The 25,145-nt window shown below is 60.0% G+C and carries 27 protein-coding genes; 8 read left to right on the top strand and 19 right to left on the bottom strand.

Translation table 11 applies throughout. From position 1 onward, the window contains the following. Window positions 1–63: 63 nt before the first annotated feature. Both TAN611_RS06845 and TAN611_RS06840 read right to left on the bottom strand, forming a co-directional pair. Window positions 64–225, bottom strand: a complete 162-nt coding sequence (locus tag TAN611_RS06845) for a hypothetical protein (RefSeq protein WP_172606302.1) — start codon at window positions 223–225, stop codon at window positions 64–66. Window positions 226–386: 161 nt separating this feature from the next. Beyond that, the gene (locus TAN611_RS06840) at window positions 387–929 is read right to left on the bottom strand and encodes a hypothetical protein (protein ID WP_111737515.1); all 543 of its coding nucleotides are present in this window, start codon (window positions 927–929) and stop codon (window positions 387–389) included. Between the two features lie 443 nt (window positions 930–1,372). Here TAN611_RS06840 and TAN611_RS06835 point away from each other — a divergent pair, with 443 nt between their 5' ends. Then, window positions 1,373–1,831: a DUF5675 family protein gene (locus TAN611_RS06835; protein WP_203067425.1), complete on the top strand. Its 459-nt coding sequence runs from the start codon at window positions 1,373–1,375 to the stop codon at window positions 1,829–1,831. Then, window positions 1,828–2,484 (top strand): SH3 domain-containing protein, encoded by a 657-nt coding sequence (locus tag TAN611_RS06830; protein ID WP_105230277.1) that lies wholly within the window; start codon window positions 1,828–1,830, stop codon window positions 2,482–2,484. The genes TAN611_RS06835 and TAN611_RS06830 overlap by 4 nt, the downstream gene beginning before the upstream one ends. 61 nt (window positions 2,485–2,545) lie before the next feature. On the opposite strand, the gene TAN611_RS06825 is transcribed toward TAN611_RS06830, so the two are convergent. From TAN611_RS06825 to TAN611_RS06800, 6 genes are all read right to left on the bottom strand, one after another. Next, complete coding sequence (locus TAN611_RS06825; RefSeq protein ID WP_105230276.1) at window positions 2,546–3,010, bottom strand: DUF1456 family protein; 465 nt, start codon at window positions 3,008–3,010, stop codon at window positions 2,546–2,548. 99 nt (window positions 3,011–3,109) lie between these two features. Continuing rightward, complete coding sequence (gene phnE, locus TAN611_RS06820) at window positions 3,110–4,006, bottom strand: phosphonate ABC transporter, permease protein PhnE (protein WP_111737516.1); 897 nt, start codon at window positions 4,004–4,006, stop codon at window positions 3,110–3,112. Further along, window positions 4,006–4,869: a phosphonate ABC transporter, permease protein PhnE gene (gene phnE, locus TAN611_RS06815; protein ID WP_105230274.1), complete on the bottom strand. Its 864-nt coding sequence runs from the start codon at window positions 4,867–4,869 to the stop codon at window positions 4,006–4,008. The genes phnE (TAN611_RS06820) and phnE (TAN611_RS06815) overlap by 1 nt, the downstream gene beginning before the upstream one ends. 76 nt (window positions 4,870–4,945) lie before the next feature. Continuing rightward, on the bottom strand, window positions 4,946–5,878 hold the full coding sequence (phnD, locus tag TAN611_RS06810; RefSeq protein ID WP_105233237.1) for a phosphonate ABC transporter substrate-binding protein: 933 nt from the start codon (window positions 5,876–5,878) through the stop codon (window positions 4,946–4,948). Between the two features lie 61 nt (window positions 5,879–5,939). Then, window positions 5,940–6,773 carry a phosphonate ABC transporter ATP-binding protein gene (phnC, locus tag TAN611_RS06805; RefSeq protein ID WP_105230273.1) on the bottom strand — a complete coding sequence of 278 codons (834 nt, stop codon included), beginning with the start codon at window positions 6,771–6,773 and terminating at the stop codon, window positions 5,940–5,942. A 138-nt stretch (window positions 6,774–6,911) separates the two neighbouring features. Next, complete coding sequence (locus TAN611_RS06800; RefSeq protein WP_203067424.1) at window positions 6,912–7,940, bottom strand: zinc-binding alcohol dehydrogenase family protein; 1,029 nt, start codon at window positions 7,938–7,940, stop codon at window positions 6,912–6,914. Window positions 7,941–8,082: 142 nt separating this feature from the next. Here TAN611_RS06800 and TAN611_RS06795 point away from each other — a divergent pair, with 142 nt between their 5' ends. The 3 genes from TAN611_RS06795 to TAN611_RS06785 all read left to right on the top strand — a co-directional run bounded on the left by TAN611_RS06795 (window position 8,083) and on the right by TAN611_RS06785 (window position 11,527). Continuing rightward, window positions 8,083–8,988 (top strand): GntR family transcriptional regulator, encoded by a 906-nt coding sequence (locus TAN611_RS06795; protein ID WP_111737518.1) that lies wholly within the window; start codon window positions 8,083–8,085, stop codon window positions 8,986–8,988. Between the two features lie 184 nt (window positions 8,989–9,172). After that, window positions 9,173–10,528, top strand: coding sequence for an MFS transporter (locus tag TAN611_RS06790; protein WP_105230270.1), 1,356 nt, complete (start codon window positions 9,173–9,175; stop codon window positions 10,526–10,528). 126 nt (window positions 10,529–10,654) lie between these two features. Beyond that, on the top strand, window positions 10,655–11,527 hold the full coding sequence (locus TAN611_RS06785; RefSeq protein ID WP_203067761.1) for an NAD(P)-dependent oxidoreductase: 873 nt from the start codon (window positions 10,655–10,657) through the stop codon (window positions 11,525–11,527). A 35-nt stretch (window positions 11,528–11,562) separates the two neighbouring features. Here the strand turns inward: TAN611_RS06785 and TAN611_RS06780 are convergent, their stop codons facing one another. Both TAN611_RS06780 and TAN611_RS06775 read right to left on the bottom strand, forming a co-directional pair. Further along, window positions 11,563–12,090 carry a cysteine hydrolase family protein gene (locus tag TAN611_RS06780; RefSeq protein ID WP_160027795.1) on the bottom strand — a complete coding sequence of 176 codons (528 nt, stop codon included), beginning with the start codon at window positions 12,088–12,090 and terminating at the stop codon, window positions 11,563–11,565. Window positions 12,091–12,121: 31 nt separating this feature from the next. Continuing rightward, the gene (locus TAN611_RS06775) at window positions 12,122–13,225 is read right to left on the bottom strand and encodes a suppressor of fused domain protein (protein ID WP_105230267.1); all 1,104 of its coding nucleotides are present in this window, start codon (window positions 13,223–13,225) and stop codon (window positions 12,122–12,124) included. 269 nt (window positions 13,226–13,494) lie between these two features. Between TAN611_RS06775 and TAN611_RS06770 the strand changes: the two genes are divergently transcribed. Beyond that, the gene (locus TAN611_RS06770) at window positions 13,495–13,932 is read left to right on the top strand and encodes an acetyltransferase (RefSeq protein ID WP_105230266.1); all 438 of its coding nucleotides are present in this window, start codon (window positions 13,495–13,497) and stop codon (window positions 13,930–13,932) included. A gap of 15 nt (window positions 13,933–13,947) precedes the next feature. Here TAN611_RS06770 and TAN611_RS06765 read toward each other — a convergent pair whose 3' ends face one another. Further along, window positions 13,948–14,592, bottom strand: a complete 645-nt coding sequence (locus TAN611_RS06765; protein ID WP_105230265.1) for a TetR/AcrR family transcriptional regulator — start codon at window positions 14,590–14,592, stop codon at window positions 13,948–13,950. Window positions 14,593–15,173: 581 nt separating this feature from the next. Here TAN611_RS06765 and TAN611_RS06760 point away from each other — a divergent pair. Continuing rightward, on the top strand, window positions 15,174–15,431 hold the full coding sequence (locus TAN611_RS06760) for a YdgH/BhsA/McbA-like domain containing protein (protein ID WP_111737521.1): 258 nt from the start codon (window positions 15,174–15,176) through the stop codon (window positions 15,429–15,431). 81 nt (window positions 15,432–15,512) lie between these two features. Here the strand turns inward: TAN611_RS06760 and TAN611_RS06755 are convergent, their stop codons facing one another. Both TAN611_RS06755 and lsrG read right to left on the bottom strand, forming a co-directional pair. Continuing rightward, on the bottom strand, window positions 15,513–16,427 hold the full coding sequence (locus TAN611_RS06755; protein ID WP_203067423.1) for a helix-turn-helix domain-containing GNAT family N-acetyltransferase: 915 nt from the start codon (window positions 16,425–16,427) through the stop codon (window positions 15,513–15,515). A 187-nt stretch (window positions 16,428–16,614) separates the two neighbouring features. Next, window positions 16,615–16,908, bottom strand: a complete 294-nt coding sequence (gene lsrG, locus TAN611_RS06750; RefSeq protein WP_111737523.1) for a (4S)-4-hydroxy-5-phosphonooxypentane-2,3-dione isomerase — start codon at window positions 16,906–16,908, stop codon at window positions 16,615–16,617. 182 nt (window positions 16,909–17,090) lie between these two features. On the opposite strand from lsrG, the gene lsrK reads away from it, so the two are divergent. Then, window positions 17,091–18,656 carry an autoinducer-2 kinase gene (lsrK, locus tag TAN611_RS06745; RefSeq protein WP_111737524.1) on the top strand — a complete coding sequence of 522 codons (1,566 nt, stop codon included), beginning with the start codon at window positions 17,091–17,093 and terminating at the stop codon, window positions 18,654–18,656. Window positions 18,657–18,676: 20 nt separating this feature from the next. Here lsrK and TAN611_RS06740 read toward each other — a convergent pair whose 3' ends face one another. The 6 genes from TAN611_RS06740 to TAN611_RS06715 form a co-directional block, all read right to left on the bottom strand. Beyond that, on the bottom strand, window positions 18,677–20,071 hold the full coding sequence (locus TAN611_RS06740; RefSeq protein WP_203067422.1) for a cytosine permease: 1,395 nt from the start codon (window positions 20,069–20,071) through the stop codon (window positions 18,677–18,679). An 87-nt stretch (window positions 20,072–20,158) separates the two neighbouring features. Next, window positions 20,159–21,628: an aldehyde dehydrogenase gene (locus TAN611_RS06735; RefSeq protein ID WP_238404518.1), complete on the bottom strand. Its 1,470-nt coding sequence runs from the start codon at window positions 21,626–21,628 to the stop codon at window positions 20,159–20,161. Window positions 21,629–21,639: 11 nt separating this feature from the next. Then, window positions 21,640–22,677 (bottom strand): LLM class flavin-dependent oxidoreductase, encoded by a 1,038-nt coding sequence (locus TAN611_RS06730; RefSeq protein WP_187043473.1) that lies wholly within the window; start codon window positions 22,675–22,677, stop codon window positions 21,640–21,642. A 19-nt stretch (window positions 22,678–22,696) separates the two neighbouring features. Further along, window positions 22,697–23,626, bottom strand: coding sequence for a flavin reductase family protein (locus tag TAN611_RS06725; protein ID WP_203067421.1), 930 nt, complete (start codon window positions 23,624–23,626; stop codon window positions 22,697–22,699). After that, on the bottom strand, window positions 23,616–24,443 hold the full coding sequence (locus tag TAN611_RS06720) for an alpha/beta fold hydrolase (RefSeq protein ID WP_160027810.1): 828 nt from the start codon (window positions 24,441–24,443) through the stop codon (window positions 23,616–23,618). Before TAN611_RS06720 ends, TAN611_RS06725 begins: the two co-directional genes overlap by 11 nt. Continuing rightward, window positions 24,415–25,017 (bottom strand): amino acid synthesis family protein, encoded by a 603-nt coding sequence (locus TAN611_RS06715; protein WP_105230253.1) that lies wholly within the window; start codon window positions 25,015–25,017, stop codon window positions 24,415–24,417. The genes TAN611_RS06720 and TAN611_RS06715 overlap by 29 nt, the downstream gene beginning before the upstream one ends. Window positions 25,018–25,145 lie beyond the last annotated feature (128 nt).

Genomic DNA, 25,145 nt, shown 5'->3' with positions numbered 1-25,145 from the left:
GAGGAAACAAGATCAAAAAAGCCCGCATTGCTGCGGGCCTGCTTCTACTAATCTGGTTTATCGTCAGGCAACTTTACGTTGCCGACGGGGGCCTTGAACTTCACGGACCGGTGCCTTTGCGCGCTCCAACAAGACCGGGGCAGCTTTAGTGAGAAGCTCGATAGATGCACCAATGCGCGCATAAGTTTCGACCGTATCGAACTTTGCATCTTTAGCATATGACATGTGACATCTCCTTAGGGAATTACCCCTTTTATATAACCAAGCGGCCAACGATATCTTGTCAATCAACCGTGGCACGATAGTAATTATTTACACACAAAAAATCTACTGTTTTATAGGACGCCCCGTTGTGCAAAACCGCACTAAACTCGCATATCTACCGGCTACCGCCCCCAAATTTCCGGGGTAGTTATCACATCCCTTAATGCTTCAATCGTGCATACCATACGGTAAGAACATTCAGGGTCATCAGTAAATCCAAACTTCGAATAGAAACCACGTAAATCAGCGTCTGGCTCTACAATAACGATATGCGTTCCCTTAACCGCGTCAGTGAAGATGAAGGCCCCCATAAAGGTAAATAAGGCCATCCGCTTATAAAGAGGATGAGTTTCATCATCTCTGACAAAATTTTCAATCATATAGATTTCGAAAAATCCCGTGTCTATGTGGAATGCACATAGGGCAATACCTGCGGGGTAACCCTCTTGCTCCGCTAATATTTTGAAACAAAGCTCGATGCTGTTTGAGCTCCCTGTATACTGGCTTATCCCCCACTCCCAATTTAACTCACCAAACATTCCTGATGAGAGCAGGCGGTAATCCGTTTCCCTGAGCGGGCCAACGGCTAATCCCAACCCCATTCTATCGATTAACAACTGTAGCGCATTGCGGGTTTGCTCGCCAACTTCCTGTAATGACAGCATTAAAAAAACTCCTTAAAGCGTACAACTTTTTATTCTACCCCCGTAAATAGCCAAGTATCCTCCGAAAATAAAACACAATAATATATCGACACTTATTGCATGCCATGGATTCACTCCCAGAGGATTGCGAGAAAAATCCGAAAAAAAACACATAAAACAATAAAATATATTAAAATCATAAATAGCCAAACCATACACCCTAAAAATCCACGCGGACATTAATACACCGTAGTGAATCAAAAATTAAATTTCATTATTTGTTCTTAGGTAAGAAAAATTAACAATCACACCATCAATACTTAACAGAATAATACGAAAATCACCACCGAACACCAGTTAGTTTTTTCATTCAGTTGTTAGCCTGTTATAGTAACACCCCCTCTAGAAAAGCATCAGGAAATCATCACCCCACAGGACAAGGTATATAAATAAGGATATTAATTATGGCAAAGCATACAATTATCATTACCCGCACCTGGCAAACAGATAACTCAACGATAAGCAACTATGAGATCACCGGCAGCTCTATTAAAGGATACTTCTTAGAAAGACCCGGGCCTGATACTCAAGAATCATACCAAAGGAAAAGAATTCCCGAGGGGAATTATTCGATAAAATGGCATTACAGCAGTATTCCTACGGTCAGCCCCTATAATCCTGTCCCGCTGCTGTTTAATGCGACCGCCCCTGAATCCCGCAATATCTTAATTCACAACGGCAACTTCCCCCGCGATACCGACGGATGCCTGCTGATTGGCTCATCCAGGGGAGTTGATTTTGTCGGCAACAGCGTCAAAAAGTTAAAAGAGCTGCAAAACTTTATCACCAGCAAAGGAATCAGTAATTTCAGCCTGACGATCAAATCTTGCTATTCTGGCTGCACCACTTCGGAGGGATTATGATTAAAAAACTGATGCTCGCCCTGCTGCTGTCCCTCGGCGTGCAGCCGGCGCTGGCCGAAGCGCAGACGTTCAACGGCGTGCTGCAGGCCTACTGGCTGCCTATCTGGCATGAAGACGTCAATCAGCCGCAGCTGACATACCGTTTCTTCCCGGATGAGTCGTCGGCCGCCAAGGGAAAAGTCATCAACCTGCGCCAGCCCGCTCTCGATCTCAAACGGCTGCAGCAGGATCACCCGGAGTTTATCGCCCGGCGGCAGGGGCACGTGGAGTATTACGGTACGCTGAAGGTTAGCGAGTCAACCGCATATAACGAGTGCGGCCTGGACTTTTATGAGGCGCAAAAGGCCGCGTTTACGCCCAAAGCGCCGCAGCCTTTCGATATTGAACAACTGGAAAAGCAAAGCGGCTGTCAATCCTACCCCTGGCTGCTCAGCTATCAGCTAAAAGCGGACGACGGCGGCGCCGTGCTCAGAGCCGCGCCCGATAGCAGCGCCGAGGCCGTCGCCCAACTCTCCGGCGACCGGCCACTGGTGCAAATCAGGCAGGTCAACGCCGACTGGGTGCAGGTCGCACTCTATGATGCCGCCAACCAGCCGCCGATGGGCAAGACGCGCGGCTATATTGAACTGCGCCATCTGCAGCCGCTCAACTAGCGCGCCGCAAAAAAAAAAGCGCCTCCCTCAGGAGGCGCCGAGATACCGTATTCCGCGCGCGTTACTCGCCGCGCACCCGCTGCGCCAGCCCTTTCAGGAAGTAACGCAGCATCTGATCGCCGCACGGACGATAGTTCTTGGTGCCCGGCTTGCGGAACAGCGCGCTCAGCTCCGGCTTGGAGATGCGGAAATCCACCGCGGTGAAAATCTGGAACAGGTCGACGTCCTTCAGTTCAAACGCCACGCGCAGCTTCTTCAACACCAGGTTATTGGTGATCGGCAGCTCCAGCGGCGGTGCCGGAAATTTATCGTCTTTGCCGCGCTTGAAGAACACCAGGCCGTTGAGGAAATGCCCCATCACCTCATCCGGACACTTCTGGAAGCCCGGTTCGCCTTCCTTGATGATGTAAGCGCCCATCGCTGCGGCGTCAACGTCGAAACCGTCCAGTTTGGCGATGTCCGCCATTTTTACGTCGTTGATTTTCAGCATGTAACGCACGCTGCGCAGGACGTCATTGTTAATCATGGCATTGCCTTTAACGGGTAATCGGATGACGTGCGGCGGGTAAAACGACTGCCGCACGTCAGAATAAGTGCGGCAGTATAGGGACAGGCGCGTGGTTTCTCAATCGATTTGGCGTTTCGCCTGGTACAGCGGGATATCTTCGCCGATGATATATTTGTTGCGCAGCAGCGAGGAGATTTTATCCATCGTCATCACCACCACCACCAGCACCAGGGTGATAAACATCACCACATCCCAGTTCCACAGCCGCATATTTTCCGCATACACCAGGCCGATGCCGCCGGCGCCGACGAAGCCGAGCACCGCCGCCGAACGGGTGTTGGACTCAATCTGATACAGGCTCAGCGCCAGAAAAGTCGGGAAGGATTGGGTAAAAATGCCGAAACGGTGCTTCTGAAGGCCGTTGGCCCCCACCGCCGTCAGGCCGCGCCCCGGCGATTTCTCCACCGCCTCGTGCCCTTCGGCATACAGTTTGCCCAGCAGCCCGACGTCCTGCATCACGATAGCCAACACCCCGGCCAGCGGCCCCATGCCCACCGCGCGCACGAAGATCAGCCCCCAGATCGCCATATCAATGCCGCGTAATACGTCCAGCAAACGGCGCACCACGGCGGCGACCGGCCGCAGCAGCGGCGTGGCCATCACGTTGCGCGCGGCAAAGAACGACAGCGGCAGCGCAATCAGCGATGCGGTGAGCGTGCCGGCGAACACAATGCCGAGGGTGATAAAGATCTGCTGGAAGTAGTAGCCGAACGGCCAGTTAAGAAAATCGTGCCAGACGAACATGCGCATAAAGTAGCGGCCGAGCTGCTGGCAGCCGGTGAGAAACTGCGGCCAGGAGATGCCGAAGAAGTGGAAAAACAGCAGGTAGTACAGCACAAACCCCGCGCCGACCAGCGCCAGAGTGCGCAGATAGCGCCGCTGCTGGCTGAAGATCTCCCGGTGCTGCTGACGCAGCGTGTGCAGCCGTTCCGTGCTTACGGTTTGCTCGAACATTATTTTCCGCCCTCCACCACGCGTTGACGCAGTTTGCCGGAGCTGTAATCCAGCAGCGACACCACCACGATAATCAGCAGCAGCGTCATGCTGACCTGATCGTAACGGTCCAGTTTAATATTGGTCATCAGCTCCTGGCCGATGCCGCCCGCCCCCACCAGCCCGAGGATAGTCGACTGACGGAAGTTGATCTCCAGCCGCATAAAGCTGTAGGACATAAACACCGGCTTCACCTGCGGCCATAGGCCGAAGCGCATGCGCTGCAGCGGAGTGGCGCCGCAGGCGGCCAGGCCGCGCACCGGCTTCGACGACGCGGTTTCCAGCGCCTCATAGAACAGCTTGGTCAGGCTGCCGATGGTGTGCAACGCCAGCGCCAGAAAGCCGGGAATCGCCCCGATGCCGAACGCCATCACAAACATCACCGCCCAGGCCAGCTCCGGCATGGTGCGCAGGAAGGCCACCAACGTGCGGATGGCGAAGCGCAGCCACCCCGGGCTGTGGGTGTTATTCGCCGCCAGAAAGGCCAGCGCCCCCGCCACCAGCACCGAGCACAGGGTCGCCGCCAGCGCCAACTGCAGGGTTTCCCACAGCAGCGGCAGCTGGATATGCAGCCGGTAACCCCAGTACGCCAGCGATCCTTCGGTATGCCCATCGGCAAACAGCAGCCGCCAGTGCAGCACCGGCACGGTTTCCGCCAGATAATCGAAGAAGTTGGGCAATGACACCCAGACGGTATGCAGATTGAACTCGGCCAGCGTACCGGCACCGAGGTACAGCCCCACCAGCAGCAGCGACCAAAGCAGCGTTTCACGCTTCTGCTTGCTGCGGATCCGCTGATAGTAATGCGCAAAATCGGTATTCAACGTGGATGTCCATCCGTCGTAAAAAAATGGCTGTCCGTACTCCGGCGCGTGCAAGACGCCGGAGTACGGAAGAGAATCAGCGCTCGCCCTTCGCCAGCGCGCGTTTGAGGTCGATCACCGGCTGGTACTCCGCCAGCGTGGTGTCTTCGATATGCTGCTTGCCGCCCATCGCCTTCACAAAGCAGGCGTGATCTTCTTTATCCAGCTTCTTGATGGCGGCGACCAGTTTGGTTTTGAACTCCGCCGGCAGCGCGCTGCGCACCAGGATCGGGCCGTTCGGGATCAGCGGCGACTGCCAGATAATGCGGATCTTTTTCATCAGATCCGGCTGGTCCATGCGGATCAGGCGGGTAAAGGCGCCGCTGGTGTAGCCGCTGTTGTAGTCGCCGATCATCGAGGTCCAGGTCACCGCGCCGTCAAACTGACCGTTCACCACGCCGAGAATGTCCTGTTCATGGCCGCCGGAGAAGGTCACGCTGGAGAAGTAACCGTTGTATTGGTTATCCGCGTTGCCGCCGAACTGCTTTTTAAAGTCGTGATCCGGCATCAAAAAGCCGGAGGTGGAATCCGGATCGGCAAAGCCGAAGGATTTCCCTTTCAGATCCGCCAGCTTTTGATACGGACTGTCGGCCTTGACGATCACTACCGAGTGATAGCCGCGCGAGTTGTCGACGTCATCAACCGCGATCCCCACCAGATCCACCGCCTGCGGATCCTTGAGGTATACCGAGGCGAACGACGCCGGCGACATGCTCAGCACCATATCGATCTTGCCGCCGAGCAGCCCCTGGATCACGCCGGAATAGTCGGAGGAGTTGCGCAGTTTGGTGTCTACGCCCAATTCCTTATCAAAAAACTGCTTCACGCACTGGTTGTCGCCAATCTGCTGGGTGGCATTCTGCCCGCCGAGAATGCCCATATTCAGCTCTTTGGGCGCATCCGCCGCCGCCGCGCCGAAGGCCATCAGCACGCCGCTTGCCAGCGCGCTCAGCATCGCTATTTTTTTCATCATCTCATAACCCTGTGTGTGTAAAAGTAACGGTAAAAATGCACAAGCCGCTCTCCGGCGATCAATGGATCTGGCTGACTTCCTCGCCATACAGTTGCTGCAGAATCTGTTCGTCGAGCTGCGACGGGTGGCCGTCAAAAATGATTTTGCCCTGCGCAATGCCGATCACCCGCCCGCAGTACTCTTTCACCAGTTCAACCGAGTGCAGGTTGACCATCACCGCGATGCCGTCTTCGCTTACTTTGCGCAGCGCATCCATAATGCGCCGGGTGTTTTTCGGATCCAGCGACGCCACCGGCTCATCGGCCAGCAGAATCTGCGGGTTCTGCATCAGCGCGCGGCAGATCGCCACGCGCTGCATCTGGCCGCCGGACAGGTTTTCCGCCCGCTGCAGGGCGTGCGGCAGCATATTGAGCCACTGCAGCAGTTCAATGGCGCGCGCCCGGTCGGCGTCGTCGAAAACTTTGAAGAAGGATTTCAGCGTCGAGGTGTGGCTGAGCCGCCCCAGCAAGACGTTAGTGATCACATCCAGCCGCGGCACCAGGCAAAAATCCTGGAAAATCATGCCGCAGCGGGCGCGCCAGCTGCGCATCTGACGCGCCGACAGCTGGGCGATGTCCTGCGCCACGCCCTGCGGATCGATATGCAGCATCTCGCCGCAGCTGGAAGGAATGGTGCCGTTCAGGGTGTGCAGCAGGGTCGATTTCCCTGCGCCGGAGCGGCCGATCACCGCCACAAACTCGCCGGCGTGCAGAGAAAAATTGATATCGTCCAGCACCCGCTGCTGCGCCTTATAGGCTTTGCCCAATCCTTTCACTTCCAGAACTTTGCGCCGCGTACGGGTCTGCACGGGCGGGAATTCGCTCGGTGCCAGTTTTAACAGTGCCTGAGCCATATGCCGTATCTCATTAGGTTGGCGATTCGTGATGGGCACCTATTTAGGGATAAATTTATGACATTGGGATGATGGTTTTATGGCGGGGAGGTGACGACGGCGTGATGTATCGCCCGGATAGCCGGGCGAAAAGCAGCATTACTTGTGGAAGTGAATCACTCCTTTGATCAGCGTGCGGTTGTTGATCACGTCACGCTCATAGCATTCGGCCAGGGTGTCGAAGGCAAAATGGTGCGACAGCATCATCTCGGCGCGAATTTTACCCGCCGCCATCAGCCGCCCCACTTTGGCGAAATCTTCATGCGTCGCGTTGCGGCTACCCATCAGGGTGGTCTCTTTTTTATGGAACTCCGGGTCGTCGATACTGAACTCCCCTTTGAACAGCCCGACGAACACAATGCTGCCGCCGTGGCGGATCAGGTTGACGCAGTTGTTCATCGCCAGCCGGTTGCCGGTGGCGTCAATCACTTTGGCCGCCAGCATGCCGGAAAACTGCGCGCGCAGCGCAGCGTCAAAGCCGGCGTCCGCCGGATCGAGCGTCGCAACCCCCAGCACCTGCGCCACATGGGCGCGGCGTTCCGCGCTGGTATCGGCCACCACCACCTGCGCGCCGTCGGCGTGGGCAATCGCCGCCACCCCCAGCCCGATCGGCCCGGCGCCCACCACCAGCAGCTGCTCGCCCGGCGCCACCGCCGCGCGCCGCACCGCATGGGCGCTGATGGCGAACGGTTCAATCAGCGCGGCGCTTTCGGGCGCCAGATCGTCGACCGCCAGCAGGTTGCTGACCGGCACGCTGAGGTATTCGCAAAAACCGCCGTCCTGGTGCACGCCGATCACCGAAATATTTTCACAGCAGTTGCCGCGGCCGCTCTGACAGGCGCCGCAGCTGCCGCAGGACAGATAAGGCATCACCGCCACCCACTGCCCGACCCGCCAGTTTGCAACGTCCGCGCCCAGGCCGACGATATGGCCGCAAATTTCATGGCCCAGCACGCGCGGATAGGCGAAAAACGGCTGATTCCCCGCCCACGCGTGAATGTCGGTGCCGCAGATGCCGACGGTGTGTATCTGTAAAAGCGCTTCGCCCGCCGCCGGTTCCGGCACCGGGCGCTGTTGATAAACCAGTTGCTTCGGCTGCTGACAAATCAATGTATTCATTGTGGCCATGATGACTCCTCCCGTGATCTGGCGTTTGTTATTCAATAAAAAACGCCCACGCCAGGACTTCAGCATAAGGAAGTGTGACTCAGCCCAAAATAAACCGCTTTAAATTGGTTTTAAATGCCGGAAAAAACCGCCGAGAGACGTGATGAGCAGAACACAAAACCTGCGGCAGATGGTGATCAATCAGATGATTGACGGCATGACACGGGGCCATCTGACCTCGCCGCTGCCCTCTCAGGCCGCGCTGGCCGAGATGTACAACATCAGCCGCACCACGGTGCGCCACGCGCTGGCCCACTTTCAACAAACCGGCGTACTAGCGCCGCAGGCCGACGGCTATGTCATCGCCCGTCTGCCGCAGCAGGAGGAGTGTTTCGACTGCCGCGAGCAGTCGCCGGAGGCGCAGAACGAACGCTTTGAACGGGCGTTTTTCCAGCTGATTAACCAGCAACAGCTGCGCGCCGGCGACAGTTTCAGCGAGCTGCAGCTGGCGCGCCAGATGAACGTCAGCCCGGCGGTGGTGCGGGAATTTCTGTTGCGCCTGAGCCGCTACCAACTAGTCGACAACGTCAAACGCGGGCAGTGGTGCCTGAAAACCTTCGACCAGCATTACGCCGAACAGCTGTTCGAACTGCGCCAGATACTGGAAACCCATGCGCTGTCGCGCTTTCTCAACCTGCCGGCTGACGATGCGCGCTGGCTGCAGGCCAGAGAGCTGCTGCGCCGCCACCGTGAGCTGCGTGACGATATCAGCCTGCACTACCGGCAGTTCTCCGCGCTGGACAGCGACTTCCACCGCCTGATCCTCTCCGCCGCCAATAACCCGTTCTTCAACCAGTCGCTGGAGGTGATCTCGGTCATCTTCCATTTCCACTATCAGTGGGACGCCAGCGACCTCAAGCAGCGTAATATCATCGCCATTGAGGAGCATATGGCGATTCTCAGCGCGCTGATTTGCCGCAACGACCAGCAGGCCACCCATGCGCTGCACCGCCACCTCGACAGCGCCAAACAATCGATGATCCGCTCCCTCGCCCACACCGTCTCCTGACGCCCGCTCGGTAATAAAAAACCGATAAAAAACCGTAAAAGCCTATCTGCCGCACGGAACCCGATCTCCCCGGATTCGGACGCGAAATGCGCCATTTAGGCTGATTAGCGGTCAGACCAAGCATTCCCTGCATCCCGGGCCCCCCAACGATAAATATTATTAACGTGGAATTCTGGAGACAATGATGGAAAAAACTCATACCGCTACCCGCCCGACGGCCACAGAGCCGGATGCGGCCGATTCGATCGTTCCCATGCCTCCCGACGGCGCGCTGGTGCGTTCCGCGCGCATCAAGAAAATTCAGACCACCGCAATGCTGCTGCTGTTTTTAGCCGCGATCATTAACTTTCTCGACCGCAGTTCGCTGTCGGTCGCCAACTCCACCATCCGCGAAGAGATGGGGCTGAGCGGTACGGAAATCGGCCTGCTGCTGTCGGCCTTTTCGCTGGCCTACGGCCTCGCCCAACTGCCCTGCGGCCCGCTGCTGGACCGCAAGGGGCCGCGCATTATGCTGGGCCTCGGCATGTTCATCTGGTCGCTGTTCCAGACGCTGTCCGGCATGATCCAGAACTTTACCCAGTTTATCTGGGTGCGCATCGGGCTGGGCATCGGCGAAGCGCCGATGAACCCCTGCGGCGTCAAGGTGATCAATGACTGGTTCAACATCAAACAGCGCGGTATGCCGATGGGCATTTTCAACGCCGCCTCCACCGTCGGCCTGGCGATCAGCCCGCCGATCCTCACCGCCATGATGCTGGTGTTCGGCTGGCGCGGCATGTTTATCACCATCGGCCTGCTGGGCATCGCCCTGTCCATCGGCTGGTACATGCTGTACCGCAACCGCCAGGACATCGACCTCAGCGCGCAGGAGCAGAGCTACCTCAACGCCGGCAGCGTCAGCGCACGCCGGGAGCCGATGAGCTTTAAAGAGTGGCGCTCGCTGTTCAGAAACCGCACCATGTGGGGCATGATGATCGGCTTCAGCGGCATCAACTACACCGCCTGGCTGTATCTCGCCTGGCTGCCCGGCTACCTGCAGACCACCTACCACCTGGATTTGAAAAGCACCGGGCTGCTGGCCGCCATTCCGTTTCTGTTCGGCGCCGCCGGCATGCTGTCCAACGGTTTTGTGACCGACTTTTTAGTCAGACGCGGCATGGAGCCGGTCAAAAGCCGCAAGCTGTGCATCGTCTCCGGGATGCTGCTGTCCGCCGCCTTTACCTCGGTGGTGGCGCAGGCCACCACCACCACCAGCGCGGTGACGCTGATCGGCATGGCGCTGTTTTGCATCCACTTTGCCGGCACCTCCTGCTGGGGGCTGATCCACGTATCGGTCACCTCGCGCATGACCGCCTCGGTAGGCAGTATCCAGAACTTCGCCAGCTTTATCTTCGCCTCGTTCGCACCGGTGGTGACCGGCTGGATCCTCGATACCACCCACTCGTTCAGCCTGGCGCTGACCCTGTGCTCCTGCTTTACCCTGATCGGCGCGCTCTCCTACCTGCTGGTGGTGAAACAGCCGATCACCGACGCGCAGTAATACTCCCCGCCGGCGGCGCGCCTCTGCGCCGCCCTTTTCCCCGGTAGGAAAACGTTACATTGCCGGCGTTGCGTTCCCGCCGCGCTGCGCTAGGGTTAAGCGGTCAACTCACAACAGGAGCGCATGATGAAAATCGGATTTGCCGGGCTGGGCGGTATGGGCCGCGCCATGGCCCATAATCTGCTGCAGGCCGGTTACCCGCTGACGGTGTGGAACCGTTCACCGCAGGCGGCGCAGCCGCTGGTCGACGCCGGCGCACGGCTGGCGGCGCAGCCCGCCGATCTGGCCGAGGTTGATATCTTGATCACCATGCTGGCCAACGACACGGCGCTGGAACAGGTGGTGGTGGAAAGCGGCCTGCTGGCGCAGATGCGCCCCGGCGCGGCGCACGTCAATATGGCGACCATCTCCGTGGCGCTGGCGCAGCGGCTGGCAGAACTGCATCAGCAGCACAATATCGGCTATCTGGCAGCGCCGGTGCTCGGCCGTCCCGACGTTGCCGCCGCCGGCCGGCTGAATATTCTGGCCGCCGGTGACCCGGCCCTGCTGGCGCGGGTGCAGCCGCTGTTCGACGTGCTGGGGCAGCGCACCTGGCCTTTCGGCGAGCGGCCGGAACAGGCCAATATCGTCAAAATCGCCGCCAACTTCACGCTGGCAAGCGCCATTGAGGCGATGGCGGAAGGCAGCGCGCTGGTGCGCAATCACGGCGTATCCGGCGCGGACTATCTGCAGATGCTGACCGGCACCCTGTTTTCCGCCCCGGCCTATCAGGGCTACGGCGCGCTGATCGCCGAGGAGAACTATCAGCCAGCGGGATTTAAACTGACGCTGGGGATGAAAGACGTGGGGCTGGCGCTGGAGGCCGGCGGCAACAGCCATACGCCGATGCCGTTCGCCAGCGTGCTGAAAGATAATTTTCTGGATGCCATCGCCCACGGTGAGGGGGAACTGGACTGGTCGGCGCTGGCCAATGTGGCGGCGCGACGCGGCGGCCTGTGAGGTAAAACGGAGCGCCGTCGGCGCTCCGCTTCATTTCAGAACTGAATCTCCGCCGCGGGCAGCGCGCGGATCGGCACGCCGAAGCTTTTCATACCCGACAGCGCTGCATTGTGGTGATTGCGGATCCAGGCGCCGCTGGCGTGCGCTTTATCATGGCTGGTGTGTGCATCCGCCGCCAGCACCACCGGATAGCCGTGGCCGGCCGCGCGGCGCGTGGTGCTGTCCACGCAGTACTCCGTGGAGTAGCCGCAAATCACCAGCTGCGTTACGCCGTGCTGCTCCAGCAACGCCTGCAGATTGGTGCGCAGGAAAGAATCCGGGGTGGTTTTCTCCACCCGCAGATCGGTGTCTGCCACCTGCAGACGCGGCTCAATCTGCCAGCCGTCGCTGCCATGCGCCAGTTCCCGATCGGCAGTCTGATGCTGGACAAAGATCACCGGCACGCCGGACTGACGCGCCCGCGCGCTCAGTTGGTTAATCCGCTCAATCACCGCATCGGCATCCGCCGGCGGCGGCACAAACAGTCCCTTCTGCACATCAATAATCAATAATGCTGGCTTCATTAGCGCTCTCTTAATCCGTGGGTTAACCTGCTCACGCCAGCGGCTGGCGCGGCCGGAAGATGTGATCGACGCCCTGCTCGCGCAGCCGGCTGACCAGCTCATGGCCGCCGTTCGGCGTTGCCTGCGCCAGCTCGCGCTCGCCGGCAAACACCGGGCTGGCCCACAGCAGATTGACCGGGTCGCCCTGCTGCTGCGGCAGCGTCAGATACTGCTGGTGCGGATAAAACGACGACGACAGCAGGTAGCCTTCATAGCCCTGCGGCGCCACTTCCGACGCCAGCGTATGCCCTTCGCCGAACCAGGTAATCTGCGCCCAAGGCACGTGCGCCACGCCGGCCAGCGCGCTGGCCATCTGCACCGCGTTCTCTTCGGTCATATACTGGCCGTCGATGGCGATCCCCAGCTCGATACGCCGGTACAGGGAAGCGTCGTCATTAAACAGGATCTCCATCCACGGCATCGGCCGGATGCTGACGCCCATGGTGAGGAAATAGTAGATGCCGTCGCGCTCGTGCTGGGAGATCGCCATCGGTGGCCACTTGCCCTGATCGATGGCGTAATACTTCACCGACGGGCCGAAATGCTGCTCATAGCGCGCCATATACTCGCTTTGCATGGTCGGCCACGGGTTGCCCTCTTCACGTTGCCAGCGCCGCCAGAACTGGCGGGTGGCCTCGGCCTGCGCATATTGCGTGTTGGTGGAGGCGGAACCCAGCGGGTAGGCCAGCGGGCTTTCTTTAATGCAGCTGGCCGAATAGCAGACCGAATGGTCGATATACAGGCTCCAGCCGGGGATCACCGCCAGCAGCTGGCCGTAATACCACAGCGCCGCGCCGTCGTCGCTCTCGTTCCAGATAACCTGCAGGCCGTCCGGCTGCAGCGGCGCTTCACCTTCCAGGTTGCGGCAAAACTCAGCGGCCAGCATCGGCGGCTGCCCCATCTCCAGCGCGGCGCGGTCTTCCTGCTGCGGCGCGGCCTCCAGATTGCGCAGCCAGCAGGCGCGCACCTGAAAACGCTCGCTGAAGGCGTCAGCGGGATAAATATAAAAATAGGCAGCCCGGTGATCTTGCTGAACCACCGCCATCAGCGTCTGGTTATCATTACTGACTTCAGCAAGTACATATGACTCGTTCATATCACCTCAATAGGGGTCACGGCGCGGCAATCGCCTGCCGCGCACTGTCCAAAATCGTCAAAGCTGATGCTTCAACCATCAAGGATACAAAAGGATTTTTGCTTTTCGCCAGTGTAAAACGCATTTCATCGCACAATCACGCGTAAAAGTCTCAAAAATTCAGCGATTACGCGAATTTTTCCGTAAATTTTTTCTGCGGCGTCGCCGGGAGATTTTCGTTGCGGGCTATTTCAGCGTACATTTAGGCCAGTTTACCCCAGGAGGCAGGGATGATAACGATCAGAGAACGTATTCCGGCGGACAATCCGCAATTGGTGGCGATCTGGCAGCGTTCGGTACGCGCCACCCATCACTTTATCGGTGAAAAACAGATGGCGGAGTTCAAGCCGCTGGTCGAGCACTATCTGCCGCTGCTCGGCGTCTGGGTGGCGGAGAGCGCCGGGCGGCCCAACGGCTTTATCGCGCTGGATGATAATAAGGTGGAGATGCTGTTTATCGATGCCGGACAGCGCGGCCAGGGCGTCGGCAGCGCACTGCTGAACCATGCGCAGGCGCGCCACGACGGATTGGTGCTGGATGTGAACGAGCAAAACCCGCAGGCGGTAGGCTTCTACCAGCGCTACGGCTTTGTGGTGACAGGACGCTCACCGCTGGACGGCCAGGGCAACCCCTACCCGCTGCTGCATATGGCGCTTTCCCCGCGCTGACTGCGCGGGGCAGGCTCAGACCGGGTTGCCCACCTGGCTCAGGCGCGGCCAGAGCATCATCAGCGTATCTACCAGGCGCAGCAGCTCGGCGCGGCTCGCCCCTTCACGCGCCTGCACCGACATGCCTTCAATGGTGCACATCACATATTTCGCCAGCAGCGCGGTGTCGGTTTTCGCCAGCAGTTCCCCCTGCTGCACCTTGCGGTCGAAACAGGCCTTCAGGCTGGCTTCCTGCGCATGATGCTTACGCAGCAGCATCTGGGCGACATCGTCCGACGACGAGGAGAGCGCAGCGGAGGCGCACACCATAAAGCAGCCGGACGGCGTTTCCGGATCGGTAAACACTTCCGCGGAGGAGCGCACATAGGCATCGATGATTTCGGCGATCGGCTGCGGCTGTTCAAGCAGTTGGTTGGTGCAGGTGGTGTATTTGCTCAGGTAGCGTTCCACCGCCGCGCGGAACATCCCCTCTTTATTGCCGAACTCTGCATACAGCGTCGGCGCTTTGGCGCCGGTGACCTCGACCAGATCGGCCAATGACGTGGCGTCATAACCGTGACGCCAGAACAGCTCCAGTGCGCGGTCAAGTGCCAGGTCGCGATCAAACTGTTTCGGTCTGCCGCGGGTTTTCTTTGCAGCAACCTCTTCTTTGATAGTCATAATCCCTCTCATCTTGCGCGCCGCGTCTGCGCCGCCAAATTAAATTAACGCTCATTATAAAAAAATATTGCGACGGCGTCGAGAAGCGACTAACATTTAGTTATCGAACGTTATCTAATACCGCAGCCAATGCCAACGTTGTTATTGGTACACCTTCATAAAAACATAATCAATTGAAATAAATAAAATAACTCACCGTGATAGCAGCTCCCGCCCTTTTAACACCGGCGGGATGGTCGTGCTGTCGCAGCCTGCCGTTGTGATAAAACACCGCGCTGGCGGTAACGGCTGATGGCCCTGAACGGCAATTTCACTGCCGCATGCCGTGGAATGTCAGTTCTCCAACGCCAACAGACGCCATCAACACCAGGGAAAAATAATTTTATAACAATACATTACCAGCCATTCACGCTGAATGGCGCCGGCCGCCGCAAGCTCGGCCGACACCATTTAATTAATGAACATTAAAAAAATGCTTGCAAAGTGACCTGGGTCACACTAACATTAAATTATCGATCGTTAATTAATTTAACGCTCCGCGAAACAACAACCATATTCAACTTGTGATAGGAAAGAAGATTATGAAAAGCCTGAAAATGACCATCGCCGCCGTAGCCCTTGCCACCGTATCATTCGGCAGCTTTGCCGCAGAACTGGTAGACAGCCAGCCGGCCAATATGCAGAAAGTCGGCGTGGTTAACGCCAGCGGCGCAACCAACCTGACCAGCCTGGAAAACAAACTGGCGGCAGAAGCCGATAAAGCCGGGGCAAAATCCTTCCAGATCACCTCGACAACCGGTAACAACAAAATGCACGGCACCGCGATTATCTATAACTAATCGTTTGAGTCTGAGATGCAAAGAGGCGGCGTAAGCCGCCTTTTGCGTTGCTGCGCCAGGCTGGCGCAGGGAAAGAGCCCCTTACAGCGGCTTCAACATATAGATGGAACAGCCGTGATGACCGGTCGCGCCGCGCCGTTCGCTGAGCAGCGTAAAGCCCAGCGACTGATAAAGCCCCAGCGCTTCTTTAAGCTGTTCGGTAGTTTCCAGATAGCAGTAACGGTAACCGGCGGCCCGCGCCGCGCGCATCGCCTGCACCACCATGTAACGCGCCATCCCCAAGCCACGGATTTCGGGTTTGAAAAACAGCTTTTGCAGTTCACAGTAATCCGCTTCGCCGCCAAGCAGAGGCGCAATGCCGGCGCCGCCCACGATTTCCCCCTGCCGTTCCACCACCCAGTAATGACCGCCGCTGCGTTGATACACCTCAGTCAGCCGCTCCAGATCCGGATCGTGCAGACTGACGCCCTCCATGGTGTCCATACCGTATTCACGGAAACAGTCGCGGATCAGCTGCGCCATCGCCGCATCGTCTGCGGCGCAAATCGGCCGCACCCGCAGTTCGGCCTGCCGCTGCTTGCGCGCGCCGGCCAGCGCGCCGCTGAACTTACGCATCATCGCCACCGTCGCCGCCCGTTCATCATCGTCCAACTGCGCCAGCGCCGCCTGCATAAAGTTATCGGCATCGCTGTCGATCAGCGCCAACGTGCGTTTCCCCTGCCGGGTCAGACGGTGCAGACTGTGGCGTTTATCATTCGGGTGTTCAACCGTCTCGATCATCTGCGCGCTGACCAACGAACGCAGTGCCCGGCTGGCGCTGGCCTTATCGATGCACAGTTTGGCCGCCAGCTCCATCACCCCCAGCGGCTGTTCCTTGATTTCAATCATCAGGTGAATCTGCAACGGTGAAAAGCGCGAACCGTTGCTCTGCTTGTTCAACATCCCCAGTTCACGCACCAGACGGCGCGACAACGCCCTGAATTCCCGGATCTCCATGCTTGATTCCTTTGTTATTATCGTCAATTTAGTTGATAGTGTTACCTATTTATTTGTAACCAGCGGCGGGAGAAAAATCAAGCGGAGAAAACGGGGAAAAAACGATACGCCGCGAACGCCGGCGGCTGACGGTTAAAAGTGCAAAGGCGAGAGGAGCTGCGGCGCGCTGAACGCCGCAGAATATCGATCAGACCGGCATCAGGCCGATAAAGGTGGTTTTCTTGCGCGGGCCGGTCATCAGCGCCTCCAGCCGTTCCACGCACTGCAGATAGTGCGGAGTTTGCTTGTGCGCATCCACCGCCTGCTGATCGCGGTAGGCTTCGTAAATATAGAAACGCGTCGGGATGGTTTCATCCTGCAACACGTCAAAGCGCAGATTGCCCGGTTCGGCGATCGCCCCCAGATGGTTGGCGCGAAACACCTCGATAAACTCTTCCACCTTATCCGGCTTAACGTTGATTTCCACCAGCGTGACGTGCATAACGGCTCCTTAAAATGCGCGGGTTGACTCCCCAATCCTAGGCGCCCGCGCCGCGATTGCCGCCCCGCCCCGCCGATTTTGCAGCGCGCCTCACAGTTCTGTCACCGCGCCCCCGTCTCCGCCCCCTCGCCGCCCGGTAACGCCATCTATAGTTAAGATCTGGCTGGCGAAGAGTGTGAATTATGCGCAACTTGTTGATGGCATTAGACGCAGGGACCGGCAGCATTCGGGCGGTGATTTTCGATCTGGAAGGCCGACAAATCGCTTACGGACAGGCGGAGTGGCAACATCTGGCGCTGCCGGACGTGCCCGGCTCCATGGAGTTCGACCTGGCCGATAACTGGCGGCTCACCTGCCGCTGCATTCAACAGGCGCTTGAACGCGCCGACGCCGGGCCGGGCGACATCCGCGCCGTCGCCTGCTGCTCAATGCGCGAAGGCATTGTGCTGTACGACCGCAACGGCGACGCCGTCTGGGCCTGCGCCAACGTCGACGCCCGCGCCAGCCGTGAGGTCAGCGATCTGAAGGCGCTGCATAACCATCAGTTTGAGCAGGAAGTTTACCGCTACTCCGGCCAGACGCTGGCGCTGAGCGCCATGCCGCGTCTGCTGTGGCTGGCGCACCATCGCCCGGACATCTACCGCCGGGCGGCAACGATGACCATGATCAGCGACTGGCTGGCCAACCGTCTCAGCGGCGAGCTGGCGGTGGATCCCTCTAACGCCGGCACCACCGGCATGCTGGATTTAGCCCGTCGCGACTGGCGGCCGGCGCTGCTGGATATGGCCGGCCTGCGCGCCGATCTGCTGTCGCCGGTCCGGGAAACCGGCAGCCTGCTGGGGCGGGTCACCAACGAGGCCGCGCGGCAAAGCGGCCTGGCGGCCGGCACCCCGGTAGTGATGGGCGGCGGCGACGTGCAGCTTGGCTGTCTGGGGCTGGGGGTTGTGCAGGCCGGGCAAACCGCGGTGCTGGGCGGCACGTTCTGGCAGCAAATCGTCAATCTGCCGCAGCCGCAGACCGATCCGGCGATGAATATCCGTATTAACCCGCATGTGATCCCCGGTATGGCGCAGGCCGAAGCGATCAGTTTTTTCACCGGCCTGACCATGCGCTGGTTCCGCGATGCCTTCTGCGCCGAGGAGAAACTGCTGGCCGAACGGCTGGGGGTCGATGCCTATACGCTACTGGAGGAGATGGCGGCACGGGTGCCGCCCGGCGCCTACGGCGTGACGCCGATATTTTCCGACGCCATGCATTTTAAAAGCTGGTACCACGCGGCGCCCTCCTTTATCAATATGTCGCTGGATCCGCAGCGCTGTAACAAGCAGACGCTGTTCCGCGCGCTGGAGGAGAACGCGGCGATCGTCGCCGCCTGCAACCTGGCGCAGATCGCGCAGTTTTCCGGCGTACAGCCGCCGGCGCTGGTGTTTGCCGGTGGCGGTGCGAAAGGCAAGCTGTGGAGCCAAATTCTCAGCGACGTCACCGGGCTGCCGGTGCGGGTACCGGTGGTGAAAGAGGCCACCGCGCTGGGCTGCGCCATCGCCGCCGGCGTCGGCGCCGGGCTGTTCGACGATCTGGCAGCCACCGGCGAACGTCTGGTGCGCTGGGAGTGCCAGTATCAGCCCAACGCGGAGCACCATGCGCTGTATCAGCGGCAGAAAGAGAACTGGCTGGAGGTGTACGCCGACCAGCTGACGCTGGTGGACCACGGACTGACCACCTCGCTGTGGAAAGCGCCGGGCCTGTAACGCCCGGCTCCGGTAAACGCTTACTCGCGCGGCGCGGCCGCCAGGCGGAGATCGCTGCGCCAGCAGCACAGCGGATACAGCAGGCCGGTGACCACCAGGCTGATCACCCAGGAGATATCCGCCCCGGGAACCAGCTGCGAATAAGGCCCGCTGAAAAAGGCGTTCTCCATAAAGGGCAGCTGCACCACGATGCCGACGAAATACACCGCCAGCACCCGCCCGTTCAGCAGGCCGTAACGGCCGCCGTCGGCGCGGAAAATCGCCTCGATATCGTAGCGCTGCTTGCGGATCAGGTAAAAGTCGATCAGGTTGATCATGCACCACGGGATCAGCACCGCGATCAGCGCCAGAATCAGATTGATAAAGAAGCTGACGAAATTGGCCGACGCCGCCAGCGCCACCAGCACCGATCCGAGCAGCACCAGTGCGGAAAACAGCACCCGCACCTGCGCGTTGGGCTGCCAGCGCGGCATAAAGGTCTGCACCGCGGTAATCAGCGACAGCACCGCGCCGTAGAGATTCATGCCGTTATGGCAGATGATATTGATCAGGAACAGCCCCATCAGCACCGGCCCCAGCCAGCCGGTGGCCTGCCGCACCGCCGCCATCGCCTCAACGTTGCCGCCCACCAGATTGACCGCCACCATGCCGAACAGAAACGCCAGGATTGTGCCGCAGCAGGCGCCCAGCCAGGTATAGAGAAACGGCCGCCGGATCCCCACCTCGGCGGGCAGGTAGCGCGAATAGTCTGAGGTATACGGCGAAAAGCTGATCTGCCAGACCGCGCCGATGCAAAACGTCGCAAACCAGCCGCTCAGCGAAAAACGTCCGCGCAGCCAGAAATCACCGGGCAGCGGCTGCGTCAGCATCACCGCCATGCCGAGCAGCAGCGCCGCGCCCATAACCCAGGCGCCCAGCTTGTTGATTTTATGGATAAAGCTATAGCCGACCACGCCGATGGCGGTCGCCAGCAGCGCCCCCAGCACCGTGGCGTACGGGACAGGCAGCGCCGGCAGGACGTTATTGATCACCTTGCCGGACAGGGTGATGTTCGAAATAAAGAAGCCGAGATAAATCACCGTGGTAAAGGCGATCACCAGCAGCGAGCCGTAGCGGCCGAACTGGGCGCGGCTCTGCACCATCTGCGGAATGCCCACCTGCGGCCCCTGCGCCGAGGTGAGCGCCAGAAAGACGCCGCCGAACATATGCCCGGCGATAATCGCCGTCATCACCGACAGAATATTCAGCCCAAACGTATGGGTGGCGATGGCGCCGGTCACCACCGCCAGCGGCGCGATATTGGTGCAGAACCACAGGGTGAACAGGCTTTTGACCTCGCCGTGGCGCTCCGAGGCCGGCACATAATCGATGGATTTATCCTCGATCAGGCCGCTTGGTTGTGTTTGAGAACGCATAACATCCTCCGGTTTACACCGTTATATTTTTTATCGGGTAGAGGGTAAGGCAGCCCCTCCCCGCAGCGGGGAGGGGAAGCGGGACGGCTAGCGCATCACGAAGGGATCGTCGATGGGCGCATCGCTGGTGCGTAACCAGACGGTTTTGCTGGTGGTGTACTCCAGCGCCGCCTCCATGCCGCCTTCGCGGCCGAAGCCGGACTGGCCGTAGCCGCCGAACGGCGCCAGCGGTGAAACGGCGCGGTAAGTGTTGAGCCACACCACGCCGGCGCGCAGCTGGCGGGTCACCCGGTGGGCGCGGGTCAGGTTTTGCGTAAACACCCCGGCCGCCAGCCCGTACTCCGTGGCGTTCGCCAGGGCGATCGCCTCGGCTTCGTCGCGGAAGCTCAGCACCGACAGCACCGGGCCGAACAGCTCGCGCGTCACACTCTCCGCCTGCGGGCAGTCGCTGCAGTCCAGGATGGTCGGCGGGTAGTAAAAACCGGGGCCGTCGATGGGCTGCGAGGCGGTCAGCCGCCGGGCGCCCTGCGCCAGCGAACGTTCGACCACCTGTTCGATCAGCGCCTTTTGCCGCGCGGTGCACAGCGGGCCGAACTGGGTTTCCGGCTGTTGCGGACAGCCGATGACGATAGTGCGCACCTTCGCCAGCAGCCGCTCCAGCAGCGCGTCCTTGACGCTTTCCGCCACCAGCAGGCGCGAGCCGGCAACGCAGCTCTGGCCGGAGGCCGAGAAAATCGCCGCCACCTGCGCGTTGGCGGCGCTGTCCAGATCGGCGTCCTCAAAGACGATAAACGGCGATTTACCGCCCAGCTCCAGCGAGGTGCTGGCCAGGTTCTCGGCGCTGTTGCGCACGATATGGCGCGCCGTTTCCGCGCCGCCGGTAAAGGCGATGCGGTCTACTTTGGGATGGCGCGTCAGCGGCGCCGCGCAGCGTTCGGCAAAACCGGTGATCACATTGCACACGCCGGGCGGGAAACCGGCCCGATCGATCAGGCGGGCGAAGGCCAGCAGCGGCGCCGGGGCGGCCTCGGAGGCTTTCACCACCAGCGTGCAGCCTGCGGCGATCGCCGGACCAATCTTCACCGCCGACAAAAACAGCTGGCTGTTCCACGGGATCACCGCGGCCACCACCCCGACCGGCTCGCGGCGCACCCAGGTTTCCATATCCGGTTTATCGATCGCCAGCACGTGCCCTTCCATCTTGTCGGCCAGCCCGGCGTAATAACGGTAATACTCCGCCACATAGGCGATCTGCGCACGGGTTTCGCGGATGATTTTACCGCTGTCCAGCGTCTCCAGCCGCGCCAGCTCCGCCGCGTTGGCCTCCACCAGATCCGCCAATTTCAGCAGCAGTTTGCCGCGCGCGCCGGCGGTCATATTGCGCCATTCGGGGCGGTGAAACGCCTGCCAGGCAGCCTCCACCGCGCGATCCACCTCCGCCTCGTGCGCCTCGGCCACGCTGGCCCAGGGTTCGCTGGTCGCCGGGTTCAGTGAGTCAAAGCGCGCCGCACCCGGATCGAACTGCCCGTTAATATAGAGATCAAACGACTCCATCATTTCCTCCCGCCTCAGTGAAACTCAGGCATTACATGGCGGATAAAGCGCTCCAGCGAGGCTTTTTTCCGCGCGAAGGACATTCCGCTGTCGATCCACAGGGCAAATTCCGCATAGCCCATCTGCTCATATTTCTTCAGTCGCGCCACCACCTCATCGGCGGTGCCGATCGCCAGGTTATTGCGCATCATCTCTGCGTTGTAATAGCTATTGGCCGCCATCTCCTCGTCGCTCAGCGGCTTGATCAACCCCTGGCTGACCGGGCGCTCATTCTTGAACCAGGCGCCGAAATAATGGTAGAAGCGGTTAAGTTCCTGCGCCGCCTGCTGGGCGTCCGCCTCGTCCTCGGCCACATAGCCGTGCTGCAGCAACATGATTTTCAGCGGCTGCTGCGGCGCATATTCGCGGCAGGCGTCCTTAAAGCAGGTCACCAGCCGGACGATCTCCTCTTCCCCCTGATGCAGCGGCGTCACCTGCACGTTACAGCCGTTTTTCACCGCAAATTCGTGGCTGTTCGGGTCACGCGCCGCCACCCAGATCGGCGGATGCGGCTGCTGTTTCGGCTGCGGCGCCGAAGTGGTCGACGGGAAAGACCAGTACTCGCCCTGATGGGCGTAATCCCCCTGCCACAGTTTCTTCACCGCCGGGATCAGCTCGCGCATCCGCTGCCCGGCCTCCCAGGCGGTCAGCCCCGGCATCAGGCGCTCGTATTCATAGCTGTAGGCGCCGCGGGCAATCCCCAGCTCCAGCCGCCCGTCGGTGATCAGATCGGTCATCGCCGCTTCGCCGGCCAGCCGCACCGGGTGATGGAACGGCGCAATCACCGTGCCGGTGCCCAGACGCGCCTGCCGGGTGCGGTGGGCAATATCCACCAGATTGATAAACGGATTGGGGGCAATGGTAAAATTCATGCCGTGGTGCTCCCCGGTCCAGATGGTGTGTACGCCGCCGCGATCGGCGATTTCGCACAGCTCCATCATCTGTTCGTAGAGCTGCTCCTGCGGCTCATCGGGGGTGGTTCGTTCCATATGGATAAATAAAGACAGTTTCATCGTTCGCTCCCGCCCAGCCTCAGCTGGCAAATCGTTTGATCGCACCGCTGTGCTCATCGCCGTAGTAAATGCTGTAATTGCCCACCGAGTTTTCACGCACGAAGCGGTTAAGCATCGACTTCAGCGCCGCATCATCAATCGGCAGCGTCGCCGTCTGAGCGAGCGGCAGCCAGCAGGCCTGTTCGCCCTGCGGCACGCTGTCGCCGGCGTCGCTGGGCAGCACGCACAGGAAGACAATATGCTGGCGGTTCGACTGGCGGTCGTCATAAATGGAGTAAACAAAGCCCGGGCTGGCGGGCAGCGCCAGCTCCTGCAGCAGCGCCGTCAGGCTGTCGCCGACGCTGCGCCCGGCCACCGACCGTGACGGCAGGCGGAAGCGCCCGTCCTGCTGTTTGACCATCACCACGCTGCCGTCAAATTCAATCAGCGCGCTGACCACCACTTCCGGCCCGCTGACCAGCGATTCGGCGTTCTGCGCCGGCGTGAAGTAGGCGCCGCGGTAGTAGCCCAACCCGGCGGTGCCGCTGGAGTCAAAGGCGCTGATTTTGCCGATCAGAATCACGTGGTCACCGGCGTCCACCACCTGAAAACGTTCGCATTCGAACCAGGCCGAGCTGCCGTCCAGCAGCGGCACGCCGGCGGCGCTGCGTCGCCATGCCACCTGTGCAAAACGGTCGTCCACCTTCTGGGCGAAAATATTCGACGTCTCTTTCTGCTGTTCGGCCAGAATATTGACGGCAAAGTGCGCACCGTCGGTAAAGTTCGCCAGATTGGCCGAGCGCTTGTCGATATTGACCAGCAGCAGCGCCGGATCCAGCGATACCGAGGTAAAGGAGTTGGCGGTAAAACCAATCGGCTGCCCGTCGGCATCCAGCCCGGTGACCACCGTCACTCCGGTCATAAAGGCGCCGAAGGCGTCACGTAGTTGTCTGCGTTGTTCAATGTCCATCGTTCACTCCTGCCGTAGCGTGCCGGTGCGTCGGGGTTAAAAAGGCCAGCAGCTCCTCGTTGACCCGCGCCGCGTCCGTCAGATTCACCATATGTTTCGCGTTGTTGACGATCACCGCCTGCCCCTGCGGGGCCGCGAGCGCCATCTGCCGCGCCATCGCCGGGCTGGAGTTGGCGTCCAGCTCGCCGGTCAGCACCAGCACCGGGCAACGTATTTCGCCCCAGCGGCCGGCATAGACCGCATCGCCGGCGGCAAACGCCTGATACGCCTTGGCGTAGCCGTCGCGACTGACCTGATTAAGCCAGCCGCTGACCCGCCGCCGCAGCGCCGCCTGTTCCTGCGTATCGCTGAACCAGCGGGCCAGCGGCGAGTCCAGCTGCGCATCGCCGCGCGCCAGTTCGCCGGCACGCTGCAGCACCGCAGCGCGCGCCTGTTCGCTGCGCTGATAGACGCCGCTCATCACCACCGCGTGGCTGACCAGCTCCGGATGGTCAATCGCCAGCCCGGCGGCAATCAGCGCCCCCATCGAGTGACCGGCCACCGCAAAGCGCTGCTGCGGACGAGTGCGCAGAAACGCCGCCATCCACGCCACGTAATCCTGCAGCGTCGGCGCATGGGTAAAGCCGTCGCTTCCGCCATGCCCCGGCATATCCACGGCGATGACGTGAAACTGCGCCTGCAGGGCGCTGAACTGCGGTTCCCAGGCGTCGGCGTTCATGCCCACGCCGTGAATCAGCAGCAGCGGCTCGCCCTGGCCTGCTTCCAGGTAGCTCGCCTGCAGGTTGAATTCAGACAGCCGCTGGGTTTTGCGCATCATGGCCAAGCTCTTTCAGATCCTGATAACGGTTACCGATACGGTGATGCGGTCTCCCCCCTAACGCCGCGCCCAGCGCCACGACGATTTCATCGCCGGCCGGCGCATCGGCGATGGCGAACTGATAGGTCAGGTAGTGTTCGCGGCTGCCTTCGTCATTCTTCTGCATCATCGGAATCAGGATCGGCGCGTTGGCCGGCCCGCGGGTGTTATTGAACGCCAGGTAGCTTTTGGCCTGCACCGCATGGCGATAGTGGTTGCCGAAATGCAGCGTGTGGATCAGCGCCGAGGCGTGCTCCAGCTCGCCGTCCATCCCGACCACCGCACATTTGCCGAAGGCCTCCACCCGCTCGCCGCCGCCGGCCTCTTTCACAATCAGCCCGGTCAGCAGCTCGCCGAGCACCGGCGCCAGTTCACGGATTTTCGGGCCGAGGTCTTCCACATAGCCCTGACCGGCCCAGGGGTTCTTAATCACCGCGGCGGCGGCAATCATCACCAGGGGTTTGGCCGCCGCTTTACCGCCGTCGATATACAGCGTTTCGGTAGACACCAGCGTTTTACGAATCATCGGATGCATAGGGTTCCTCAAAAAGTAAATCAAATGTTAATGAGTGAGCGATTTGGGGTATAGCATCGGAAAATACGCCATGTCAAAGCTTGGTATACCATAATATCAACCGACAAAAATAAGCGAAGATGTGCAAA

This window comes from Serratia sp. Tan611 (assembly GCF_905188235.1).
GTDB lineage: Bacteria > Pseudomonadota > Gammaproteobacteria > Enterobacterales > Enterobacteriaceae > Serratia_B > Serratia_B rhizosphaerae.
Note: the sequence above shows the minus strand (reverse complement) of the source record. Positions and strands in the feature narration are given on the sequence as shown.

Excerpts from the sequence above, each read along its gene's own strand:
- TAN611_RS06770 (WP_105230266.1), top strand. The coding sequence starts at position 13,495 with ATGATAACGATCAGAGAACGTATTCCGGCGGACAATCCGCAATTGGTG.
- TAN611_RS06845 (WP_172606302.1), bottom strand. The coding sequence starts at position 225 with ATGTCATATGCTAAAGATGCAAAGTTCGATACGGTCGAAACTTATGCG.
- TAN611_RS06780 (WP_160027795.1), bottom strand. The coding sequence starts at position 12,090 with ATGAAGCCAGCATTATTGATTATTGATGTGCAGAAGGGACTGTTTGTG.
- lsrK (WP_111737524.1), top strand. The coding sequence starts at position 17,091 with ATGCGCAACTTGTTGATGGCATTAGACGCAGGGACCGGCAGCATTCGG.
- TAN611_RS06840 (WP_111737515.1), bottom strand. The coding sequence starts at position 929 with ATGCTGTCATTACAGGAAGTTGGCGAGCAAACCCGCAATGCGCTACAG.
- TAN611_RS06715 (WP_105230253.1), bottom strand. The coding sequence starts at position 25,017 with ATGCATCCGATGATTCGTAAAACGCTGGTGTCTACCGAAACGCTGTAT.
- TAN611_RS06800 (WP_203067424.1), bottom strand. The coding sequence starts at position 7,940 with ATGGCCACAATGAATACATTGATTTGTCAGCAGCCGAAGCAACTGGTT.
- phnD (WP_105233237.1), bottom strand. The coding sequence starts at position 5,878 with ATGAAAAAAATAGCGATGCTGAGCGCGCTGGCAAGCGGCGTGCTGATG.
- TAN611_RS06795 (WP_111737518.1), top strand. The coding sequence starts at position 8,083 with ATGAGCAGAACACAAAACCTGCGGCAGATGGTGATCAATCAGATGATT.
- TAN611_RS06830 (WP_105230277.1), top strand. The coding sequence starts at position 1,828 with ATGATTAAAAAACTGATGCTCGCCCTGCTGCTGTCCCTCGGCGTGCAG.
- TAN611_RS06825 (WP_105230276.1), bottom strand. The coding sequence starts at position 3,010 with ATGATTAACAATGACGTCCTGCGCAGCGTGCGTTACATGCTGAAAATC.
- TAN611_RS06760 (WP_111737521.1), top strand. The coding sequence starts at position 15,174 with ATGAAAAGCCTGAAAATGACCATCGCCGCCGTAGCCCTTGCCACCGTA.
- TAN611_RS06790 (WP_105230270.1), top strand. The coding sequence starts at position 9,173 with ATGGAAAAAACTCATACCGCTACCCGCCCGACGGCCACAGAGCCGGAT.
- TAN611_RS06785 (WP_203067761.1), top strand. The coding sequence starts at position 10,655 with ATGAAAATCGGATTTGCCGGGCTGGGCGGTATGGGCCGCGCCATGGCC.
- phnC (WP_105230273.1), bottom strand. The coding sequence starts at position 6,773 with ATGGCTCAGGCACTGTTAAAACTGGCACCGAGCGAATTCCCGCCCGTG.
- TAN611_RS06740 (WP_203067422.1), bottom strand. The coding sequence starts at position 20,071 with ATGCGTTCTCAAACACAACCAAGCGGCCTGATCGAGGATAAATCCATC.
- phnE (WP_111737516.1), bottom strand. The coding sequence starts at position 4,006 with ATGTTCGAGCAAACCGTAAGCACGGAACGGCTGCACACGCTGCGTCAG.
- TAN611_RS06835 (WP_203067425.1), top strand. The coding sequence starts at position 1,373 with ATGGCAAAGCATACAATTATCATTACCCGCACCTGGCAAACAGATAAC.
- TAN611_RS06775 (WP_105230267.1), bottom strand. The coding sequence starts at position 13,225 with ATGAACGAGTCATATGTACTTGCTGAAGTCAGTAATGATAACCAGACG.
- lsrG (WP_111737523.1), bottom strand. The coding sequence starts at position 16,908 with ATGCACGTCACGCTGGTGGAAATCAACGTTAAGCCGGATAAGGTGGAA.
- TAN611_RS06755 (WP_203067423.1), bottom strand. The coding sequence starts at position 16,427 with ATGGAGATCCGGGAATTCAGGGCGTTGTCGCGCCGTCTGGTGCGTGAA.
- TAN611_RS06735 (WP_238404518.1), bottom strand. The coding sequence starts at position 21,628 with ATGATGGAGTCGTTTGATCTCTATATTAACGGGCAGTTCGATCCGGGT.
- TAN611_RS06730 (WP_187043473.1), bottom strand. The coding sequence starts at position 22,677 with ATGAAACTGTCTTTATTTATCCATATGGAACGAACCACCCCCGATGAG.
- TAN611_RS06765 (WP_105230265.1), bottom strand. The coding sequence starts at position 14,592 with ATGACTATCAAAGAAGAGGTTGCTGCAAAGAAAACCCGCGGCAGACCG.
- TAN611_RS06720 (WP_160027810.1), bottom strand. The coding sequence starts at position 24,443 with ATGATGCGCAAAACCCAGCGGCTGTCTGAATTCAACCTGCAGGCGAGC.
- TAN611_RS06725 (WP_203067421.1), bottom strand. The coding sequence starts at position 23,626 with ATGGACATTGAACAACGCAGACAACTACGTGACGCCTTCGGCGCCTTT.